We start from the raw sequence: 18912 nt of genomic DNA on the forward strand, positions 1-18912 counted from the left end.
CTTTGGCCTCATCGGTCAAACCGACAAAGAGCATCAGATGCTCTGTCAAAATCTTGGCGCCGAGACTTACTGCTTCTTCAGGACGAATGCTTCCATCGGTCCAGACTTCGAGGGTTAATTTATCGTAATTCGTAACCTGACCGACGCGAGTGTTCTCAACCGTGTAATTCACACGTGTGATAGGAGTGTAAATCGAGTCTACCGGAATAACACCGATCAGTTGGTCTTCCTTCTTATTCTTGTCCTGCGAAATATAGCCTCTGCCGCGGTTAGCCTGGATGCGCATGTGCAAACGGGCGTCCGATGCCAGAGTAGCAATATGCAGGTCAGGATTCAGAATTTCAACGTCACTGTCCGCACGGATATCCCCTGCGGTTACGACTCCTTCACCCTCAGCATCAATTTCGAGCACTTTTTCTTCGTCAGAATGAATTTTTAACGATAATCCCTTAAGATTAAGGATAATCTCCGTAACATCTTCCAGCACACCGGGAACTGTGGAGAACTCGTGAAGCACACCATCAATTTGCACCGATTTTACAGCCGCTCCGGGAAGAGAAGACAGTAAAATACGACGCAACGAGTTTCCCAAAGTGGTCCCGTAGCCGCGCTCTAACGGCTCGACCACGAATTTGCCGTAGTTACCGTTCTCGCTCAGCTGCACGGTCTCTATCTTTGGCTTTTCGATTTCGATCATTCAGAGTAACCCTCCTTCAACGTCGCTTCCCTCTGGAAATCCAATCAAAACACAAAAGTTGTAGTATGCCTATCCTTCACACCATTATTCACATGTTTTGAATATTTATACTACAGCTTCCTTCATGAATTAGACACGACGACGTTTAGGCGGACGGCAACCGTTGTGTGGAACCGGAGTGACGTCTTTAATCATGCTTACATCAAGGCCAGCGGCTTGAAGCGAACGGATTGCTGCTTCACGGCCTGCACCAGGACCTTTAACAACAACTTCAACAGTTTTCATGCCATGTTCCATTGCTGTTTTGGCAGCGGATTCTGCAGCCATTTGAGCTGCGAACGGCGTGCTTTTACGGGAGCCTTTGAAACCAAGGTTACCCGAGCTAGCCCAAGAAATCGCATTGCCATGCGGGTCAGTGATAGTCACAATCGTGTTGTTAAATGTCGAGCGAATGTGAGCGACACCCGACTCAATATTTTTACGGTCACGACGTTTAGTACGGACTGCTGCTTTTTTCGGTTTAGCCATTAGTGGATTCCCCCCTTATTATTTCTTCTTATTCGCAACGGTACGACGAGGGCCTTTGCGTGTACGAGCGTTTGTTTTAGTACGTTGTCCGCGAACAGGAAGACCACGGCGGTGACGAACACCACGATAGCAGCCGATTTCGATCAGACGCTTGATGTTCAGCGAAATTTCACGACGCAGATCGCCTTCAACCTTCAGGTTTTTGTCGATTGCTTCACGAAGTTTGCTTACTTCGTCCTCAGTCAAATCGCGAACGCGAGTGTTTGCATCAATACCAGTTGTGCTGATAATTTTTTGGGAGGTTGTTTTACCAATCCCGAAAATGTACGTCAGAGCAATTTCTACCCGTTTATCACGAGGCAGGTCAACACCAGCTATACGAGCCATTCTTAAACGGCACCTCCTTCTTATCCTTGTTTTTGCTTATGCTTCGGATTTTCACAAATTACCATGACGTTGCCTTTGCGACGAATGACTTTGCATTTTTCGCAAATCGGTTTGACCGACGGTCTTACCTTCATGATTATTACCCTCCTCCAGGCTTTGCACTGCAAAGCAGCTGTCTTCGTAAGGAATGCTTTCTTTCCAGAATCGAAAGTCCGCTTTATGCGCTACTTATTTATATCGGTACGTGATCCGGCCTCTGGTCAAATCGTAAGGGGAAAGCTCCACCGTTACTTTGTCTCCAGGCAAAATGCGAATGAAGTGCATTCTGATTTTACCGGATACGTGAGCCAGAATTTTATGACCGTTCTCGAGTTCAACTTTAAACATGGCATTCGGCAAAGGCTCGATAACCGTACCTTCTACCTCGATGACATCCTCTTTAGCCACAGTCATTCTCCTTTCTCTTGTGCTTCAGATTGCCGTGCTTGCACAAAGCTATTCAAAGCATATCGCAATTTGGCGTTGGTTACCCGTCCGCTCTCCTGCAGACTTGTTCGAACCTCACTGCTAACAGCACCCATAAGCTCTAGATGAAGTATATTTTTGCGCTTGGGTTTATCGAACTTGCGTTTACTTCCATCGGCAATGAGCACATATCGCTGGTCTACAAGTTGAACAATGATGGCGTACTTGTCATGATCCCTTCCCCGGAGCGTTCTGACGAACTGTCCGATTTGGGGCTCCCTGCTCCTTTCAACCACCATGAGTCACCTGCGTTCTCGGCAAGGTCAATATTTCATATCCCTCGGCAGTAATAGCAACCGTGTGTTCAAAATGTGTGCACCATGTCCCGTCTTTCGTCACTACAGTCCACTGGTCCTCAAGGGTACGCACAAAGCGCTGTCCTTCGATAAACATCGGTTCAATAGCCAGAACCATGCCTGGCTTCAAACTGGGACCACGTCCGTACGGTCCGTAGTTGGGAACATCCGGGTCTTCGTGCAGCGACTGGCCGATGCCATGCCCTGCGTATTCGCGGACGATGGAATAACCGTTTTGCTCTCCAATTTGCTGAATTGCATGTGAGATGGAATACAATCGGGCGCCCGGCTTGACCTCCGCGATACCGGCATAAAGTGCTTCTTCCGTTATCTTGAGAAGCTTTTGCTTTTGTTCCGAAATGCGTCCAACGGGATAAGTCCAGGCGGAATCACCATGATACCCCTTATACTGCGCGCCGATATCTATGCTGATAATATCGCCGTCCTGCAGCTTTCGGGGCCCGGGAATTCCATGCACCAACTCATCATTTACTGAAGCACAGATACTAGCAGGAAAACCGTGATATCCCTTGAACGAAGGATACGCCCCCTGACTGCGGATAAATTGTTCCGCAATCCGGTCCAGCTCTAATGTTGTCACACCGGGCTGCACGGCTTGCGCCATCAAAAGGTGCGTTTCCGCAACAATTCGGCCGGCTACACGCATTAGTTCAAGCTCGGATTCTGACTTGCATGTTATCATCCTAAGCTTGACCCCGTAAGATGGAACATATTTGTTTGCCGACTACATCAATGTCTTGCTCGCCATTGACTTGGCGAAGTGTGCCCTTCGCTTCGTAGTAGTTCAGCAGCGGCGCCGTCTTATTCGTATATTCATCAAGACGGGTACCAACTTTTTCTTCGGTGTCGTCAGAACGCTGAATAAGCGGGCCAGAGCATTTATCACACACATTTTCCGCCGCCGGCGGATTAAACATGACATGATACGTTGCGCCGCACGATTTGCAAACACGTCTGCCTGTCAAACGAGCCAGCAGCAAACCGCGATCCACATTCAGATTAATGACGTGGGTGATTTGTTTCCCCATTGATTCTACGATGCCATCCAATGCTTCCGCCTGCGATATCGTTCTGGGGAACCCATCGAGCAGAAATCCTTTTTGGCAGTCCGCCAGCTGCAAGCGATCACGGACGATACCAATCGTAATTTCATCGGGGACAAGCAAGCCTTGGTCCATATATTTCTGAGCTTCCACTCCAAGCGGCGTGCCTTCCTTGATAGCCAAACGGAATGCATCCCCTGTTGAGATATGAGGGATTTGAAACTCGTCAACAATAGTTTGAGCTTGTGTGCCTTTCCCGGCTCCCGGAGGTCCCATGAAAATAATATTCATTGAAGCGCCTCCCCCATTTACCGCCAATACGGAAAGGTTCTATCGACACGAACAGCACGAGTAGGCACCAATGGGTATTTCGAAAATCTGCATCCGTTCCGCAATATCCATCAGAACCTAAACTGTGCTGATATTACTTGTTAATAAAGCCTTTGTAATGACGTTTGATTAACTGGCTTTCGATTTGCTTCATGGTTTCCAGCGCAACGCCGATGACGATAAGCAATGACGTTCCACCAATGGATACCGATTGCGGCAAACCTGCAAGGCTGCTGAAAAATACAGGGATAATCGAAACCGCGGCAAGGAACAGCGCGCCAGACAGCGTAATGCGAGTCATAACACGTGTCAAATAGACCGAAGTTGTTTTACCAGGACGAATGCCCGGGATGTATCCGCCATTCTTTTTCATTTGGTCAGCCATCTGCTCAGGATTCATCTGAACAAAGGTGTAGAAATACGTAAATCCGATAATCAGGATGACATACAGAACCATCCCGAACGGAGCTGTATACGACATGTTCGTAATAATCCAGTTGGCAAAAGCATTGCCAGCCCAGAACTGAGCAATGGTTGGCGGGAATACGAGCAGCGATAACGCGAAAATAACCGGAATGACGCCTGCCGCGTTGACTTTCAGTGGGATGTGCGTGGATTGACCCCCGTACATCTTACGGCCGACAACACGTTTGGCATACTGAACCGGAATTTTCCGAACACCTTGCTGTACAAAGATAACCCCAGCAATCATCAGGATGATAACGATCAGGATAAGCACCGCTTTGGTAATGTTCAAGAAGAGGGCTCCCTGCGCGTCTACGAACAGCTTCAAGTAGATTTGCTGCATCCCTGTTGGGATAGCAGCGATGATCCCAGCGAAAATAATAATGGATATCCCATTACCAATTCCGCGTTCGGTAATTTGTTCACCTAGCCACATCAAGAAAGAGGTACCCGCTGTCAGAACGATGGTGATTAAAGCATACGTTGTGAAGCTTGGATCCTTAACCATAGGTACATTAAACAACCGATTGAACCCGAAGGCAAGACCATATGCTTGGATTAAACCAAGCACGACTGTACCATAACGTGTGAACTGAGCCAGCTTCTTACGGCCGACTTCGCCTTCCTTCGCCCATTGTGCAAACTTCGGAATCACGTCCATTGTCAAAAGCTGCACAATAATCGATGCCGTAATGTACGGCATAATTCCCATCGCAAAGATAGAGAATTTGAACAAGGCGCCGCCGGAGAACGTATTCAGCAGGTTTAGAACGCCACTGCTTTGGGACTGGTCAATCATCTTCAGTACGTCGGTGTCTATGTTTGGTACAGGAATAAAAGCACCTATCCGATAGACGATCAGAACCAAAAGAGTAAAAATAATCTTTCTTCTCAGATCGTCTACTTTCATGATGTTGGATAGTGTTCTAAACATTAGATCACCTCGGTTTTACCGCCGGCAGCCTGAATTTTCTCTACCGCAGATTGAGAGAACTTGTTCGCTTTAACCGTTAAAGAAGCGGACACTTCACCGTTACCAAGAATTTTGATACCGTCTTTTGGATTTTTTACAATCCCGGATTCCAGCAGCAATTCAGGCGTAACTTCTGTCCCAGCCGCAAATCGGTTCAGCTCATCAAGATTCACAATCGCAAACTCTTTACGGGTGAAGTTGACAAAGCCTCGTTTCGGCAAACGACGGATGAGAGGATTTTGTCCACCTTCAAAGCCCGGACGAACGCCACCACCGGAACGTGCGTTTTGACCTTTATGACCACGTCCAGAGGTTTTACCGTTACCGCTACCGATACCACGGCCCACACGATTGCGGGTTTTCTTGGCACCAGCAGCTGGCTGAAGTTCATGCAATTTCATCGTTCGCACCTCCTTATCATATTCTTTTGGTTAGAAGTGTAGGATTAAACTTCTTTCACTTCTACAAGATGCTGTACTTTTTTAACCATGCCGCGAATGGCAGGATTGTCGTTATGGACAACAGTTTGACGAATCTTACGAAGGCCCAGAGTGTTTACAGTAACACGCTGATCTTCCGGACGACCGATCAAACTGCGTTTGAGGGTAACTTGTAATTGGTTAGCCATTGTTTTGCCTCCTAACCTAACAACTCTTCCACAGTTTTACCGCGGAGTTTCGCAACGTCTTCAGCTTTCTTCAAACGCTGCAAGCCTTCCAGAGTCGCATTAACCATGTTCATGGAGTTCGAAGAACCCAAGGACTTGGTCAAAATGTCGCCTACGCCAGCCAGTTCAAGCACTGCACGAACCGGGCCGCCGGCGATAACTCCAGTACCTTCGGATGCCGGTTTCAAGAGAACGCGGCCTGCACCGAAATGACCTGTTACCAGATGCGGGATGGTTGTACCGACAAGCGGAACGTGAACCAGATTTTTCTTCGCATCCTCGATACCTTTACGAATTGCATCTGGCACTTCAGCCGCTTTGCCGATACCAGCGCCTACCCAACCGTTACCGTCACCGACAACGACCAGTGCGCTGAAGCTGAAACGACGTCCGCCTTTTACAACCTTCGCTACGCGATTAATATTAACAACTTTTTCTGTCAGTTCTAAAGTGTTCGGATCTACGCGCAAGTCCTTAACCTCCTTTGTTTGATTTTAGAATTCCAGACCTGCTTCACGGGCTGCATCAGCAAGCGCCTGAATACGTCCATGGTACAAATATCCGCCGCGGTCGAAAACGACTTCGGTCACGCCTTGTTCTTTCGCACGTTTTGCAACCAGCTCTCCAACCTTGCGGGCAGCTTCTACGTTACCGCCGTTGGAAACTTCCGCTTTCAACTCTTTATCTTGAGTGGAAGCTTGTGCAATTGTTACGCCTTGAACATCATCGATGAGTTGAGCGTACACGTGTTTGGAAGAACGGAAAATGTTCAATCTCGGACGAGCTGCAGTACCAGTGATTTTCTTACGTACACGCAGATGTCTTTTCTTACGAGCTTTATTTTTATCCGCTTTAGTAATCATGTGGGTGTTCACTCCCTTTCCGCTAAGAGGATTTTGCCCCTTAGCCTGCTTTCAACCCTAAGTTGCTATTATTTCTTCTTACCAGCTTTACCCTCTTTACGGAGGATACGCTCGCCTTCGTACTTAATCCCTTTGCCTTTGTATGGCTCAGGCTCACGAACAGCGCGAATTTTAGCAGCTGTAGCACCGACGAGTTCTTTGTCGATACCTTTAACTGTAATTTTGTTGTTCGCCGGCACTTCAAACTCGATCCCATTTTCCGGAGTAAATTCAACCGGATGAGAGTAACCAACGTTCAATACGAGTTTGTCGCCAGTTTTGTTGGCACGGTAACCGACACCAACCAACTCCAGGTTTTTCGCATAACCTTCAGTAACCCCGTTCACCATGTTAGCGACAACACTGCGAGTTGTTCCGTGCAGCGCACGGTGCAATTTATTATCAGAAGGACGTTGCACTTCAATTACGTTACCTTCAATCACAAGCTTCATATCTTTGTGAAGCTCGCGGCTCAGCGTTCCTTTCGGGCCTTTCACAGTGATTACTGCATCATCCAGTTTCACTTCGACACCAGCCGGAACAGCAATTGGTTTACGACCAATACGTGACATCCTTTACACCTCCGTTCTGTTGCTGCAGATTACCAAACGTAGCAAACTACTTCGCCGCCGGATTTGTTCTGGCGAGCTTCTTTATCAGTCATAACGCCTTTGGATGTGGAGATGATTGCAATCCCCAAACCTCCGAGCACTTTAGGAACTTCCTGGCTTTTTGTGTATACACGCAAACCCGGTTTGCTGATGCGTTTCAATCCGGAGATGACACGCTCATTGTTCGGGCCGTATTTCAAAAAGATACGGATAATCCCTTGTTTGTTGTCGTCGACATATTCCGCATCACGGATGAAGCCCTCTTTTTTAAGGATTTCAGTGATGTCCTTCTTAATGTTAGAAGATGGAATTTCCACCGTTTCGTGACGAACGACATTCGCATTACGAATGCGAGTAAGCATATCTGCAATTGGATCTGACATTACCATACCTCGTACCTCCTTCCCGATGTGGGCTAATTACCAGCTTGCTTTTTTGACACCTGGAATTTGACCTTTATATGCCAATTCGCGGAAACAAATCCGGCAAATTTTGAATTTACGCAATACAGAGTGCGGACGTCCGCAACGCTCGCAGCGAGTATAAGCTTGCACCTTGAATTTCGGCGCGCGCTGCTGCTTAATCTTCATCGAAGTTTTGGCCACTTCTTTTACACCTCCGATTTCACAGAATCGTTCTTATTTCGTGAACGGCATTCCCAATTGAACTAAAAGCTCACGAGATTCTTCATCGTTTTGGGCCGTGGTGACAATGACAATGTCCATACCGCGAACTTTATCCACTTTGTCATACTCGATTTCCGGGAAAATCAACTGTTCTTTCAGACCGAGCGTGTAGTTACCACGTCCGTCAAAAGCTTTAGTCGATACACCGCGGAAGTCACGAACACGTGGAAGAGCGACGTTGAACAATTTGTCCAAAAAGTGATACATACGCTCGCCGCGCAGAGTAACTTTAACGCCGATTGGCATACCCTCACGCAATTTGAAACCAGCGATGGATTTTTTAGCTTTTGTTACAACCGGCTTTTGACCGGCGATGATTTGCAGATCCTGAACAGCGGCGTCGAGCAATTTGGAGTTACCGGCTGCATCGCCTACCCCCATATTGATAACGACTTTCTCGATTTTCGGAACTTGCATCACCGTTGTATAGCTGAACTTCTGCATCAGAGCAGGAGTGATTTCGTTTAAAAAGCGGTCCTTCATTCTTGCTGCCATGGTTGAATGTTACCTCCTTTCCGTCACGGGCGATTAATCGATAACTTCGCCAGATTGTTTGGCTACGCGTACTTTTTTGCCGTTATCCAATACTTTGTAACCGATACGAGTCGGTTTGCCGTTCTTTGGATCCACGTGCATAACGTTCGAAACATGAATCGGAGCTTCTTGGTCAAGAATTCCGCCTTGCGGGTTAGTTGGAGATGGTTTCGCATGCTTCTTGATCATGTTTACACCTTCAACCAGCACTCGGTTTTGACGTGGGTAGGCTGCGATAACACGGCCTTTTTTCCCTTTGTCTTTACCGCTGATGACGATAACGGTATCGTCTTTTTTCACGTGCAGTGTATTGTTATGGGATTCGAGCTTCTTCTTCGTTTTTGGCATCTGTTGCACCTCCTAAGCTTGGGCCAAAGCAGCCCCGCGAAAGATCATCATTAAATCACTTCAGGCGCGAGCGATACGATTTTCATGAAGTCCTTGTCACGAAGTTCACGAGCAACCGGTCCGAAAATACGGGTACCGCGCGGGCTTTTATCTTCTTTCACGATAACTGCCGCATTCTCATCAAACTTAATGTAAGAACCATCTTTACGTCTTGCTCCGCTTTTGGTCCGAACGATAACCGCCTTAACAACGTCACCTTTCTTGACAACGCCGCCAGGTGTTGCTTCTTTGACGGAGCAGATAATCAAGTCACCGATGTGTCCTACGCGACGGCCAGTACCGCCCAACACACGGATGCACATCAATTTCTTTGCACCGGAATTATCAGCAGAAACTAATCGAGTAAATGGTTGTACCACCTATGTTCCCTCCTTTCGGGTTCATGCAAGCTTACACGAGCACAGCTTTTTCTACGATTTCAACGAGTCTGAAGCGTTTGTCCTTCGACAACGGGCGGGTTTCCATAATTTTCACAGTATCCCCGATTTGTGCTTCGTTATTCTCGTCATGCGCTTTGAATTTCTTCGTATATTTAATCCGTTTGTGATACAAAGAGTGCTTTTTGTATGTTTCAACGGATACAACAATCGTTTTGTCCATTTTATCGCTGACTACTTTGCCGATTTGCACTTTGCGTTCATTGCGTTCCATACCTTATCCTCCCTTCATAGTTCAATCCTCAGGCTGAACGTACCGTTACAGGAATGTGGAGAGGGCTATCAGCTAATGATACCCAGTTCTCTTTCTCTAACAACGGTTTTTGCACGAGCAATTTCTTTACGAACTTCGCGAATACGAACCGGGTTGTCGAGTTGTCCTGTCGCCAGTTGAAAACGAAGGTTGAACAATTCTTCTTTGAAACCGGAGATTTTTTGTTCAATCTCAGCAGTGGTTAAGTTACGAAACTCACTAGCTTTCATTTGCTTCACCGCCCAGTTCTTCACGTTTAACGAACTTCGTTTTGATTGGGAGCTTGTGAGAAGCAAGACGCATCGCTTCGCGAGCGATTTCTTCACTCACCCCGGCCAGCTCAAACAAGATTTTGCCTGGCTTAACCACAGCAACCCATTTCTCAACGTTACCTTTACCGCTACCCATCCGCACCTCAAGAGGTTTTTGGGTGATTGGCTTCGCAGGGAAAATTTTAATCCATACTTTACCGCCCCGTTTGATGTAACGGGTCATTGCAATACGAGCAGCTTCGATTTGACGGTTGGTTACCCAAGCCGGCTCAACAGCCTGCAAACCGTATTCGCCGAATGCCACTTCCGTGCCGCCTTTAGCACGGCCTTTCATTTTACCGCGATGTTCTTTGCGGTGTTTGACGCGTTTTGGCAACAACATGATTAGTTTCCTCCTTCCTGAACAGCTTTCTTCTTAGCAGTCGGGAGAACTTCACCGCGATAAATCCATACTTTTACACCGATACGTCCGTACGTAGTGTGCGCCTCTGCTGTGCCATAATCGATATCCGCACGAAGCGTATGAAGCGGTACTGTTCCTTCGCTATAACCTTCGGTACGGGCAATTTCAGCGCCGCCCAGACGTCCGCTAACCGAAGTTTTAATCCCTTTAGCACCGGATCTCATCGTTCTTTGGATTGCTTGTTTCATAGCACGACGGAACGAAACACGGCGTTCCAATTGTTGAGCGATGCTTTCAGCAACCAGCGTTGCATCCAGATCCGGAGTTTTAATTTCAGCGATGTTGATGTGAACCTTTTTGCCGCCAGTCAGTTGGGTCAGGTATTGACGGATGTTTTCAACTTCAGAACCGCCTTTACCAATTACCATACCTGGTTTCGCAGTGTTAATCGTCACGTTTACGCGGTTTGCTGCGCGCTCAATGTCGATACGGGAAACCGCCGACTCTTTCAGCTTGCCTTTAAGGTATTCACGAATTTTTACGTCTTCCATCAAGAGCGTACCGAAGTCCTTATCCGCATACCATTTGGACTCCCAGTCACGAATGATGCCAATCCTTAAGCCTACCGGACTTACCTTTTGTCCCACACGTCTTCCCTCCTTATTTCTCAGATACCACTACAGTAATATGGCTGGTACGTTTTAAAATGCTGAATGCGCGACCTTGCGCATGCGGCTGGAATCGTTTCATTGTTGAACCGCCGTCCACAAACACTTCGCTAATCACCAGTTTGTTCGGATCCAGCGAGAGGTTATGCTCCGCATTTGCGATAGCGGAATTAAGCACCTTCTCTACGATCGGGGATGCCGCTCTAGGAGTGTGGCGCAAAATAGCAATTGCTTCACCAACTTGTTTGCCGCGGATCAAGTCAACGACCAAACGAACTTTACGTGGAGCAATGCGCACGTGTCTTGCAATAGCTTTAGCTTGCATGGATGTACCTCCTCTCAGCAATGGAGTGTTTCAACCCCATCAATCTGTATATGTTCTTATCGTTTACCGGTCTTTTTATCGTCATCGTGACCTTTGTAGGTCCGAGTCGGAGCAAACTCGCCGAGCTTGTGTCCAACCATATCTTCCGTTACATACACTGGCACGTGCTTTCTGCCGTCATAAACAGCGAAAGTGTGACCAACGAATTGTGGAAAAATGGTCGAGCGGCGAGACCAGGTTTTAATTACAACCTTCTTACCGGAATCGTTCATGGTATCGACTTTTTTCATCAAGTGGTCATCTACAAATGGCCCTTTTTTCAAACTGCGTCCCATGGATTGTCCTCCCTTCTCAACCTAGCTTACGCTCGTCATTACTTCGTGCGGCGACGAACGATATATTTATTGGAAGCTTTGTTTTTCTTACGAGTTTTGTAACCAAGGGTCGGCTTGCCCCAAGGAGACATAGGCGATTTGCGTCCGATTGGCGCGCGGCCTTCACCACCACCGTGAGGGTGATCGTTCGGGTTCATTACTACCCCGCGGACTTCAGGACGTTTGCCCAACCAGCGGCTGCGGCCTGCTTTACCGATGGAAATCAGCTCGTGGTCTTCGTTACCTACGGAACCGATGGTTGCGCGGCAAACCTTCAACACTTTACGAACTTCACCGGAAGTAAGGCGAATTGTCACGTACACATCTTCTTTACCCAGCAGTTGCGCTTCTGTACCAGCAGCACGAACCATTTGTCCGCCCTTGCCTGGCTTCAGCTCAATGTTGTGGATAACTGTACCAACTGGAATGTTTTCCAATGGCAATGCGTTACCGATTTTGATGTCGGAATTAGGACCGGATGTGATAACGTCATTTACTTTCAGGCCTTTCGGCGCCAAAATGTAACGTTTCTCACCATCAGCGTAGTTAATCAATGCGATGTTGGCAGTACGGTTCGGGTCGTACTCAATAGTAGCAACGCGTCCTGGAATGCCATCTTTGTTGCGTTTAAAATCGATAATCCGATATTTACGTTTATGACCGCCGCCGTGGTGGCGAGTCGTGATTTTACCTTGGTTGTTGCGGCCGGCTTTTTTGTGCAGCGGTGCCAGCAACGATTTCTCCGGCTGGGATGCCGTGATTTCTTCGAATGTCGAAACCGTCATTTGACGGCGTCCCGGAGAGGTCGGCTTAAAGCTTTTAATTGGCACTTGGATTCCCTCCTCTGCGCTTTGCATTCAGCAAAGCTCATTTCAACATACTCGTCTTACACAGTCTCAAAGAACTCCAGCTCTTTGCTGTCTGCGCTAAGTGTAACAATCGCTTTTTTCCACTCGGAAGTATATCCGGAATGACGGCCATAGCGCTTCGGTTTAGCAGGCATTCTGAGCGTGTTCACGTTTGTTACTTTCACTTTGAAAATTTGCTCGATAGCGTATTTGATTTCCGTTTTATTGGAACGAATATCTACTTCGAACGTGTATTTTTTCTCGTTCATCAATTCAGAAGTGCGTTCGGTGATTACCGGGCGCTTGATAATATCGCGTGGATTTTTCATTATCCAAGCACCTCCTCTACCTTCTGTACAGCATCCTTAGTGATGATTAGCTTGTCATATACCAGAACGTCAAGTACGTTGATTACGTCAGCGGAAACGAATTTGACCCCTGGAATGTTGCGCGAGGACAATGCTACGTTGTCATCATAGTTTGCTGCCACGATTAAAGCCTTGCGATCCACCTTCAGGTTGTTGAGGATGGTTGCAAATTCTTTTGTTTTCGGCGCGTTCAGTTGAAGTTGGTCCAATACGATAATCTCGCTTGCAACAACTTTCGAAGACAAAGCCGATTTAATTGCCAAACGGCGAACTTTTCTAGGAAGCTTGAATCCGTAGCTGCGCGGCGTCGGTCCGAATACGATACCGCCACCTTTCCATTGCGGCGAACGAATACTACCTTGACGTGCGCGGCCAGTTCCTTTTTGTTTCCAAGGCTTACGACCGCCGCCACGGACTTCCGAGCGACCTTTTACTTTGTGCGTACCTTGACGTTGCGATGCTCTTTGCAGCAAAACCGCTTCATTGAGGACGTGTGCATTCGGCTCAATTCCGAATACTGCATCCGCCAATTCGATTTCACCCACTTGCGAGCCGCTCACATTATACAGTGCTACTTTTGGCATTTGATATCCTCCTTTCCCGTTTCCTTAAATTATTTCTTCACCGTTGCTTTAACGGTTACGTATGAATTATCCGGACCTGGAATGGAACCTTTAACCAGAAGAATGTTACGTTCAGCATCGATGCGAACGATTTGAAGCTTCTGAATCGTAATGGTTTCGTTACCCATTTGTCCTGGCAGTTTTTTACCTTTTGGAACACGGTTTGCTTCTTTAGTGATTGCAAGCGAACCGGAACCGCGGTGATACTTGGAACCGTGAGACATAGGACCGCGGGAAAGACCATGGCGTTTAATCGAACCTTGGTAACCTTTACCTTTGGAAGTTCCTGTAATGTCAACAAGTTCGCCTTCTGCAAAAAGGTCAACTTTGAGCTCCTGGCCAACTTCGTATTCCCCTAAGTTAATGCCACGGATCTCTTTCACGTAGCGCTTAGGTGCGGCATTTGCTTTTTTAGCATGGCCGATTTCAGGTTTCGTCGCTCTCGATTCTTTCTTATCGTCAAAACCGATTTGAATCGCTTCGTAACCGTCGTTTTCTTGGTCTTTCTTCTGCAGAACAACGCAAGGACCAGCCTGGATGACCGTTACCGGCACCACGTTACCTTCAGCTGTAAATACTTGAGTCATTCCCAGTTTTTTACCTAAGATACCTTTCATGTTGACACCTCTTTTCTTCATCTTACTGGTAGTGTTCGTTTATTCGGATTACAGCTTAATTTCAATATCAACGCCAGACGGCAGATCAAGACGCATCAGCGCATCAACGGTTTGAGGCGTCGGATTGACGATGTCAATCAAACGTTTGTGAGTTCTCATCTCAAACTGTTCGCGAGAATCCTTGTACTTGTGCACAGCACGGAGAATCGTAATGATTTGCTTCTCAGTTGGAAGCGGAATCGGTCCAGATACACCCGCACCGGTACGTTTTGCTGTTTCCACAATTTTTTCTGCGGATTGATCAAGCACACGGTGATCGTAAGCTTTCAAGCGGATACGAATTTTTTGTTTCTTTGCCATATAAGTCCCTCCTTCTATCGCCCAATTTATAATCGGACATACTCCGCGAAAATTCTCTGGCAGCACCTGCGCCTCATGGCAAAGGAGCCGGGTGTGTCAGCAACCTCTCGCATCATCGCAACGTCACAGACCAACGTTCACTATTATATAATAAAACCATCTATGAAAGCAAGAAAAATGTTTGCTAAATTCATGCAAAAGCCGTGACCCAGCAAAAATAATTCAGCGCTTGTTCCAAAGCACGCTTTTTCTCTATTCAGGCAGCTGTCCGCCTTATACTGGTTCACAATTAAACTCCAAGCAACTTATGCCGTAACACTGTGTTTGTTAAGGCATCAGCTTAAAATAACAAACCCCCTCATTCACTAAGGAACGAGGGGGTTTGTTATTGAAGTTAATTACTTCACGATTGTTGCAACTGCGCCTGCACCAACAGTACGGCCGCCTTCGCGAATCGCGAAACGAGTTCCTTCTTCGATAGCGATAGAAGAAATCAGGTCAACCGTAACAGTGATGTTGTCGCCTGGCATAACCATCTCAGTGCCTTCTGGCAGGTTGATGATACCAGTTACGTCAGTTGTACGGAAGTAGAATTGTGGACGGTAGCCTGTGAAGAAAGGCTTATGACGGCCACCCTCTTCTTTAGTCAGAACGTAGATTTGAGCAGTGAAGTTCGTGTGTGGCTTAACGGAGTTCACTTTCGCCAATACTTGGCCGCGCTCAATTTCTTTACGGTCTACACCACGAAGCAGTGCGCCGATGTTGTCACCAGCTTGAGCTTGATCCAGAAGCTTACGGAACATCTCAACGCCTGTAACAACGCATTTTTTAGTTTCTTCAGCCAGACCAACGATTTCAACCTCGTCGCCCACTTTAACAAGACCACGCTCTACACGGCCAGTAGCAACAGTACCACGACCAGTGATTGTGAACACGTCCTCAACAGGCATCAGGAACGGTTTGTCTACATCGCGCTCTGGAGTTGGGATATAAGTATCGATTTGCTCGAAGAGCTCAACGATTTTGTCAGCCCACTCGCCATCAGGGTTTTGAAGCGCTTCACGAGCGGAACCTTGGATGATTGGAGTGTCATCGCCTGGGAACTCATATTCGTTCAACAGGTCGCGAACTTCCATTTCAACCAGCTCAAGCAGTTCAGCGTCTTCAACCATGTCGCATTTGTTCAAGAATACAACGATGTAAGGAACGCCTACTTGACGGGACAACAGGATGTGCTCGCGAGTTTGCGGCATTGGGCCGTCAGCTGCGGATACAACCAGGATAGCGCCGTCCATTTGAGCAGCACCAGTGATCATGTTTTTAACATAGTCAGCGTGGCCTGGGCAGTCTACGTGAGCGTAGTGACGGTTAGGAGTTTCGTACTCAACGTGAGCGGTGGAGATAGTGATACCGCGCTCGCGCTCTTCTGGAGCTTTATCGATTTGATCGAATGCTACTGCTGCGCCACCGTATTTTTTCGAAAGAACGGTAGTGATTGCTGCAGTCAGGGTTGTTTTACCGTGGTCAACGTGACCGATGGTACCAATGTTTACGTGTGGTTTATTACGTTCAAACTTAGCCTTTGCCATTGTAAACTATTCCTCCTTAGATTAGCGTTTATATTAGGCGCCTTTGTTTTTTGCGATAATTGCTTCCGCAATGGACTTAGGCACTTCTTCATAATGGGAAATCTCCATCGAGTACACGCCGCGACCTTGCGTTCTGGAACGCAAAGTTGTGGAGTAACCAAACATCTCGGAGAGAGGCACCTTGGAGCGGATAACTTGTGCACCGGCACGAGCATCCATACCTTCGATACGTCCGCGGCGGGAGTTCAGGTCGCCCATAACGTCGCCCATGTATTCTTCTGGGACTGTAACTTCGACTTTCATAATCGGCTCAAGAATAACCGGATTACATTTGTCTTTTGCTGCTTTCAATGCCATGGAAGCCGCGATTTTAAACGCCATCTCCGAGGAGTCAACGTCATGGTAGGAACCATCAACGATGGTTGCTTTGATATCAACAAGCGGGAATCCGGCAAGGACACCGTTTTTCATCGCTTCTTCAATACCAGCTTGTACCGGAGCAATGTACTCTCTTGGTACTACGCCACCCACGATTTTGTTCTCGAACGTGAAGCCTGCGCCTGCTTCTTGTGGTTCAAACTCGATCCATACGTGACCGTATTGACCGCGTCCGCCGGATTGACGAACAAATTTGCCTTCCACTTTTGCAGGGGTGCGGAATGTCTCACGATAAGCAACCTGCGGGCTACCAACATTCGTTTCCACTTTGAATTCACGGCGCATACGGTCAACGATGATTTCAAGGTGAAGCTCACCCATACCACCGATGATAGTTTGGCCAGTTTCTTCATCCGTGTGCGCGCTGAAGGTAGGATCCTCTTCAGACAATTTGGACAATGCAACGCCCATTTTGTCTTGGTCAGCTTTTGTTTTTGGCTCGATTGCCAAGTGAATGACCGGCTCAGGAAAGTTCATGGATTCCAGAATTACAGGGTTTTTCTCATCGCAGAGCGTATCCCCAGTAATGGTATCCTTCAAACCTACCGCAGCAGCGATATCACCAGCATAAACCTCGCTGATTTCCTGACGGCTGTTCGCATGCATCTGCAGGATACGGCCGATCCGCTCGCGCTTGCCTTTAGTGGCATTAAGCACGTAGGAACCGGATTGAAGCACCCCGGAGTACACACGGAAGAACGTCAGTTTACCTACGAACGGGTCAGTCATGATTTTGAACGCAAGAGCAGCGAACGGCTCTTCGTCAGAGGATTTGCGGACAGTTTCCGTACCGTCGTCAAGAGTTCCTTTAATATCAGGAACATCAGTCGGAGCAGGCAGGTAAGAAACAACCGCGTCCATCATGAGCTGAATCCCTTTGTTTTTGTAGGAAGACCCACAAATCGCAGGGAAAATCTTAGTCGAGATTACACCTTTACGCAAAGCGGCTTTGATCTCATCAACAGAGATCTCTTCGCCTTCCAGGTACTTCATGGTGAGTTCTTCGTCCAGCTCAGCGACTTTCTCAACGAGTTGGTTGCGAAGCTCATCAACTTGGCTCTTATATTCAGCCGGAATCTCGGCTTTTTCGATATCTTTACCGAGGTCATCCTTGTAAATATAAGCGACTTGTTCTACCAGGTCAATGATACCGATGAAGTCATTCTCAGCGCCCATAGGCAGCTGAATTGGCACCGCATTTGCACCCAAACGGTCTTTCATGGATTGAACAGCCGCGAGGAAGTCCGCACCGATGATATCCATTTTGTTTACATATGCGATACGAGGAACACCGTAACGATCCGCTTGTCTCCAAACGGTTTCGGACTGTGGTTCAACGCCCTCTTTCGCGCTGAATACTGCTACAGCTCCGTCGAGTACGCGCAGGGAACGCTCTACCTCTACGGTAAAGTCAACGTGTCCCGGGGTATCGATGATATTGATGCGGTGACCATCCCATTGCGCAGTTGTCGCAGCGGAAGTAATCGTAATCCCACGCTCTTGCTCCTGTTCCATCCAGTCCATCGTTGCGGCCCCTTCATGGACCTCACCGATTTTGTGTACACGGCCTGTGTAGTACAGGATACGCTCTGTTGTCGTGGTTTTACCAGCATCAATATGTGCCATGATCCCGATATTACGCGTATCTTTTAAGGAGAACTCTCTTGCCATTAGTATTGTCTCCTTTCAGGATGAGTGACCTCATCCACATTTTACTATTACCAGCGGTAATGTGCAAAAGCCTTATTAGCTTCAGCCATTTTGTGTGTATCTTCACGTTTTTTCACGGATGCGCCAGTGTTGTTGCTAGCGTCGATGATTTCGGAAGCAAGACGCTCCTCCATCGTTTTCTCACCGCGAAGACGAGAATAGTTTACGAGCCAACGCAGAGCAAGCGTTGTACGGCGCTCTGGTTTAACTTCGATCGGAACCTGATAGTTAGCACCACCTACACGGCGAGCTTTAACTTCCAGTACGGGCATAATGTTTTTCATTGCTTGTTCGAAAACTTCCATCGAATCTTTACCTGTGCGATCTTTGATTTTATCAAAGGCATCATACAGAATGGTTTGTGCTGCACCTCTTTTACCGTCAATCATGATACGGTTGATGAGGCGAGTGACCATTTTACTATTAAAAATCGGATCTGGAAGTACGTCTCTACGGGTTACAGGACCTTTACGAGGCATTGTTATCCCCCTTTCTCGAATAGTTCATCCTTAATCGGATATTATTTTTTAACTTTAGGACGCTTTGTTCCGTAT

Annotated in this window: 32 protein-coding genes; all 32 read right to left on the reverse strand. The window is 47.4% G+C overall.

Annotated elements, in window-relative coordinates:
* Positions 1-697, reverse strand: a 697-nt coding sequence (locus WBG83_RS17855; RefSeq protein ID WP_336746637.1) for a DNA-directed RNA polymerase subunit alpha, incomplete at its 3' end; no start/stop codon positions are given.
* A 129-nt stretch (positions 698-826) separates the two neighbouring features.
* Positions 827-1225, reverse strand: a complete 399-nt coding sequence (rpsK, locus tag WBG83_RS17860; protein WP_336746638.1) for a 30S ribosomal protein S11 — start codon at positions 1223-1225, stop codon at positions 827-829.
* 18 nt (positions 1226-1243) lie between these two features.
* Positions 1244-1612, reverse strand: coding sequence for a 30S ribosomal protein S13 (gene rpsM, locus WBG83_RS17865; protein ID WP_336746639.1), 369 nt, complete (start codon positions 1610-1612; stop codon positions 1244-1246).
* A 20-nt stretch (positions 1613-1632) separates the two neighbouring features.
* Positions 1633-1746 carry a 50S ribosomal protein L36 gene (gene rpmJ / locus WBG83_RS17870; RefSeq protein WP_003333770.1) on the reverse strand — a complete coding sequence of 38 codons (114 nt, stop codon included), beginning with the start codon at positions 1744-1746 and terminating at the stop codon, positions 1633-1635.
* 94 nt (positions 1747-1840) lie between these two features.
* Positions 1841-2059 (reverse strand): translation initiation factor IF-1, encoded by a 219-nt coding sequence (gene infA / locus WBG83_RS17875; protein ID WP_010279644.1) that lies wholly within the window; start codon positions 2057-2059, stop codon positions 1841-1843.
* A gap of 306 nt (positions 2060-2365) precedes the next feature.
* Complete coding sequence (map, locus tag WBG83_RS17880; protein WP_336746640.1) at positions 2366-3136, reverse strand: type I methionyl aminopeptidase; 771 nt, start codon at positions 3134-3136, stop codon at positions 2366-2368.
* A gap of 1 nt (position 3137) precedes the next feature.
* Positions 3138-3788: an adenylate kinase gene (locus WBG83_RS17885; protein WP_336746642.1), complete on the reverse strand. Its 651-nt coding sequence runs from the start codon at positions 3786-3788 to the stop codon at positions 3138-3140.
* 133 nt (positions 3789-3921) lie between these two features.
* Complete coding sequence (gene secY, locus WBG83_RS17890; RefSeq protein ID WP_336746643.1) at positions 3922-5226, reverse strand: preprotein translocase subunit SecY; 1305 nt, start codon at positions 5224-5226, stop codon at positions 3922-3924.
* Complete coding sequence (gene rplO, locus WBG83_RS17895) at positions 5226-5666, reverse strand: 50S ribosomal protein L15 (RefSeq protein ID WP_336746644.1); 441 nt, start codon at positions 5664-5666, stop codon at positions 5226-5228. Before rplO ends, secY begins: the two co-directional genes overlap by 1 nt.
* Before the next feature lie 44 nt (positions 5667-5710).
* The gene (rpmD, locus tag WBG83_RS17900) at positions 5711-5893 is read right to left on the reverse strand and encodes a 50S ribosomal protein L30 (protein ID WP_336746645.1); all 183 of its coding nucleotides are present in this window, start codon (positions 5891-5893) and stop codon (positions 5711-5713) included.
* A gap of 11 nt (positions 5894-5904) precedes the next feature.
* The gene (gene rpsE / locus WBG83_RS17905) at positions 5905-6402 is read right to left on the reverse strand and encodes a 30S ribosomal protein S5 (protein WP_336746646.1); all 498 of its coding nucleotides are present in this window, start codon (positions 6400-6402) and stop codon (positions 5905-5907) included.
* A gap of 24 nt (positions 6403-6426) precedes the next feature.
* Positions 6427-6795: a 50S ribosomal protein L18 gene (gene rplR / locus WBG83_RS17910; protein WP_336746647.1), complete on the reverse strand. Its 369-nt coding sequence runs from the start codon at positions 6793-6795 to the stop codon at positions 6427-6429.
* A 68-nt stretch (positions 6796-6863) separates the two neighbouring features.
* Positions 6864-7406, reverse strand: coding sequence for a 50S ribosomal protein L6 (gene rplF, locus WBG83_RS17915; RefSeq protein ID WP_336746648.1), 543 nt, complete (start codon positions 7404-7406; stop codon positions 6864-6866).
* 29 nt (positions 7407-7435) lie between these two features.
* On the reverse strand, positions 7436-7834 hold the full coding sequence (gene rpsH / locus WBG83_RS17920; RefSeq protein WP_336746649.1) for a 30S ribosomal protein S8: 399 nt from the start codon (positions 7832-7834) through the stop codon (positions 7436-7438).
* 30 nt (positions 7835-7864) lie between these two features.
* Complete coding sequence (locus tag WBG83_RS17925) at positions 7865-8050, reverse strand: type Z 30S ribosomal protein S14 (protein ID WP_113022649.1); 186 nt, start codon at positions 8048-8050, stop codon at positions 7865-7867.
* Positions 8051-8083: 33 nt separating this feature from the next.
* Complete coding sequence (gene rplE, locus WBG83_RS17930; RefSeq protein ID WP_336746651.1) at positions 8084-8626, reverse strand: 50S ribosomal protein L5; 543 nt, start codon at positions 8624-8626, stop codon at positions 8084-8086.
* Positions 8627-8659: 33 nt separating this feature from the next.
* Complete coding sequence (rplX, locus tag WBG83_RS17935) at positions 8660-9013, reverse strand: 50S ribosomal protein L24 (RefSeq protein WP_336746652.1); 354 nt, start codon at positions 9011-9013, stop codon at positions 8660-8662.
* A gap of 50 nt (positions 9014-9063) precedes the next feature.
* The gene (rplN, locus tag WBG83_RS17940; protein WP_336746653.1) at positions 9064-9432 is read right to left on the reverse strand and encodes a 50S ribosomal protein L14; all 369 of its coding nucleotides are present in this window, start codon (positions 9430-9432) and stop codon (positions 9064-9066) included.
* Between the two features lie 31 nt (positions 9433-9463).
* Positions 9464-9724, reverse strand: a complete 261-nt coding sequence (rpsQ, locus tag WBG83_RS17945) for a 30S ribosomal protein S17 (protein ID WP_336746654.1) — start codon at positions 9722-9724, stop codon at positions 9464-9466.
* A gap of 68 nt (positions 9725-9792) precedes the next feature.
* A complete protein-coding gene (gene rpmC / locus WBG83_RS17950) occupies positions 9793-9993 on the reverse strand; it encodes a 50S ribosomal protein L29 (RefSeq protein WP_336746655.1) in 201 nt (66 codons plus the stop codon).
* Positions 9983-10417, reverse strand: a complete 435-nt coding sequence (rplP, locus tag WBG83_RS17955; protein WP_336746656.1) for a 50S ribosomal protein L16 — start codon at positions 10415-10417, stop codon at positions 9983-9985. The genes rpmC and rplP overlap by 11 nt, the downstream gene beginning before the upstream one ends.
* Positions 10418-10419: 2 nt before the next feature.
* Positions 10420-11085: a 30S ribosomal protein S3 gene (rpsC, locus tag WBG83_RS17960; RefSeq protein WP_336746657.1), complete on the reverse strand. Its 666-nt coding sequence runs from the start codon at positions 11083-11085 to the stop codon at positions 10420-10422.
* Between the two features lie 13 nt (positions 11086-11098).
* Positions 11099-11431: a 50S ribosomal protein L22 gene (gene rplV, locus WBG83_RS17965; RefSeq protein ID WP_336746658.1), complete on the reverse strand. Its 333-nt coding sequence runs from the start codon at positions 11429-11431 to the stop codon at positions 11099-11101.
* 56 nt (positions 11432-11487) lie between these two features.
* Positions 11488-11766 carry a 30S ribosomal protein S19 gene (gene rpsS / locus WBG83_RS17970; protein ID WP_336746659.1) on the reverse strand — a complete coding sequence of 93 codons (279 nt, stop codon included), beginning with the start codon at positions 11764-11766 and terminating at the stop codon, positions 11488-11490.
* 38 nt (positions 11767-11804) lie between these two features.
* Positions 11805-12635, reverse strand: coding sequence for a 50S ribosomal protein L2 (rplB, locus tag WBG83_RS17975; protein ID WP_336746661.1), 831 nt, complete (start codon positions 12633-12635; stop codon positions 11805-11807).
* 56 nt (positions 12636-12691) lie between these two features.
* Positions 12692-12982 (reverse strand): 50S ribosomal protein L23, encoded by a 291-nt coding sequence (gene rplW / locus WBG83_RS17980; RefSeq protein ID WP_336746662.1) that lies wholly within the window; start codon positions 12980-12982, stop codon positions 12692-12694.
* Positions 12982-13605, reverse strand: a complete 624-nt coding sequence (rplD, locus tag WBG83_RS17985; protein ID WP_336746663.1) for a 50S ribosomal protein L4 — start codon at positions 13603-13605, stop codon at positions 12982-12984. The genes rplW and rplD overlap by 1 nt, the downstream gene beginning before the upstream one ends.
* A 29-nt stretch (positions 13606-13634) precedes the next feature.
* A complete protein-coding gene (gene rplC, locus WBG83_RS17990; RefSeq protein WP_336746664.1) occupies positions 13635-14261 on the reverse strand; it encodes a 50S ribosomal protein L3 in 627 nt (208 codons plus the stop codon).
* Between the two features lie 48 nt (positions 14262-14309).
* Positions 14310-14621: a 30S ribosomal protein S10 gene (gene rpsJ, locus WBG83_RS17995; protein ID WP_336746665.1), complete on the reverse strand. Its 312-nt coding sequence runs from the start codon at positions 14619-14621 to the stop codon at positions 14310-14312.
* Between the two features lie 398 nt (positions 14622-15019).
* Positions 15020-16210 carry an elongation factor Tu gene (tuf, locus tag WBG83_RS18000; protein WP_336746666.1) on the reverse strand — a complete coding sequence of 397 codons (1191 nt, stop codon included), beginning with the start codon at positions 16208-16210 and terminating at the stop codon, positions 15020-15022.
* 33 nt (positions 16211-16243) lie between these two features.
* The gene (gene fusA / locus WBG83_RS18005; protein ID WP_336746667.1) at positions 16244-18319 is read right to left on the reverse strand and encodes an elongation factor G; all 2076 of its coding nucleotides are present in this window, start codon (positions 18317-18319) and stop codon (positions 16244-16246) included.
* Between the two features lie 47 nt (positions 18320-18366).
* Complete coding sequence (rpsG, locus tag WBG83_RS18010; protein WP_336746668.1) at positions 18367-18837, reverse strand: 30S ribosomal protein S7; 471 nt, start codon at positions 18835-18837, stop codon at positions 18367-18369.
* Positions 18838-18912: the final 75 nt, after the last annotated feature.

This window comes from Paenibacillus sp. y28 (assembly GCF_037137075.1).
Classification (GTDB): Bacteria; Bacillota; Bacilli; order Paenibacillales; family NBRC-103111; genus JBBBNV01.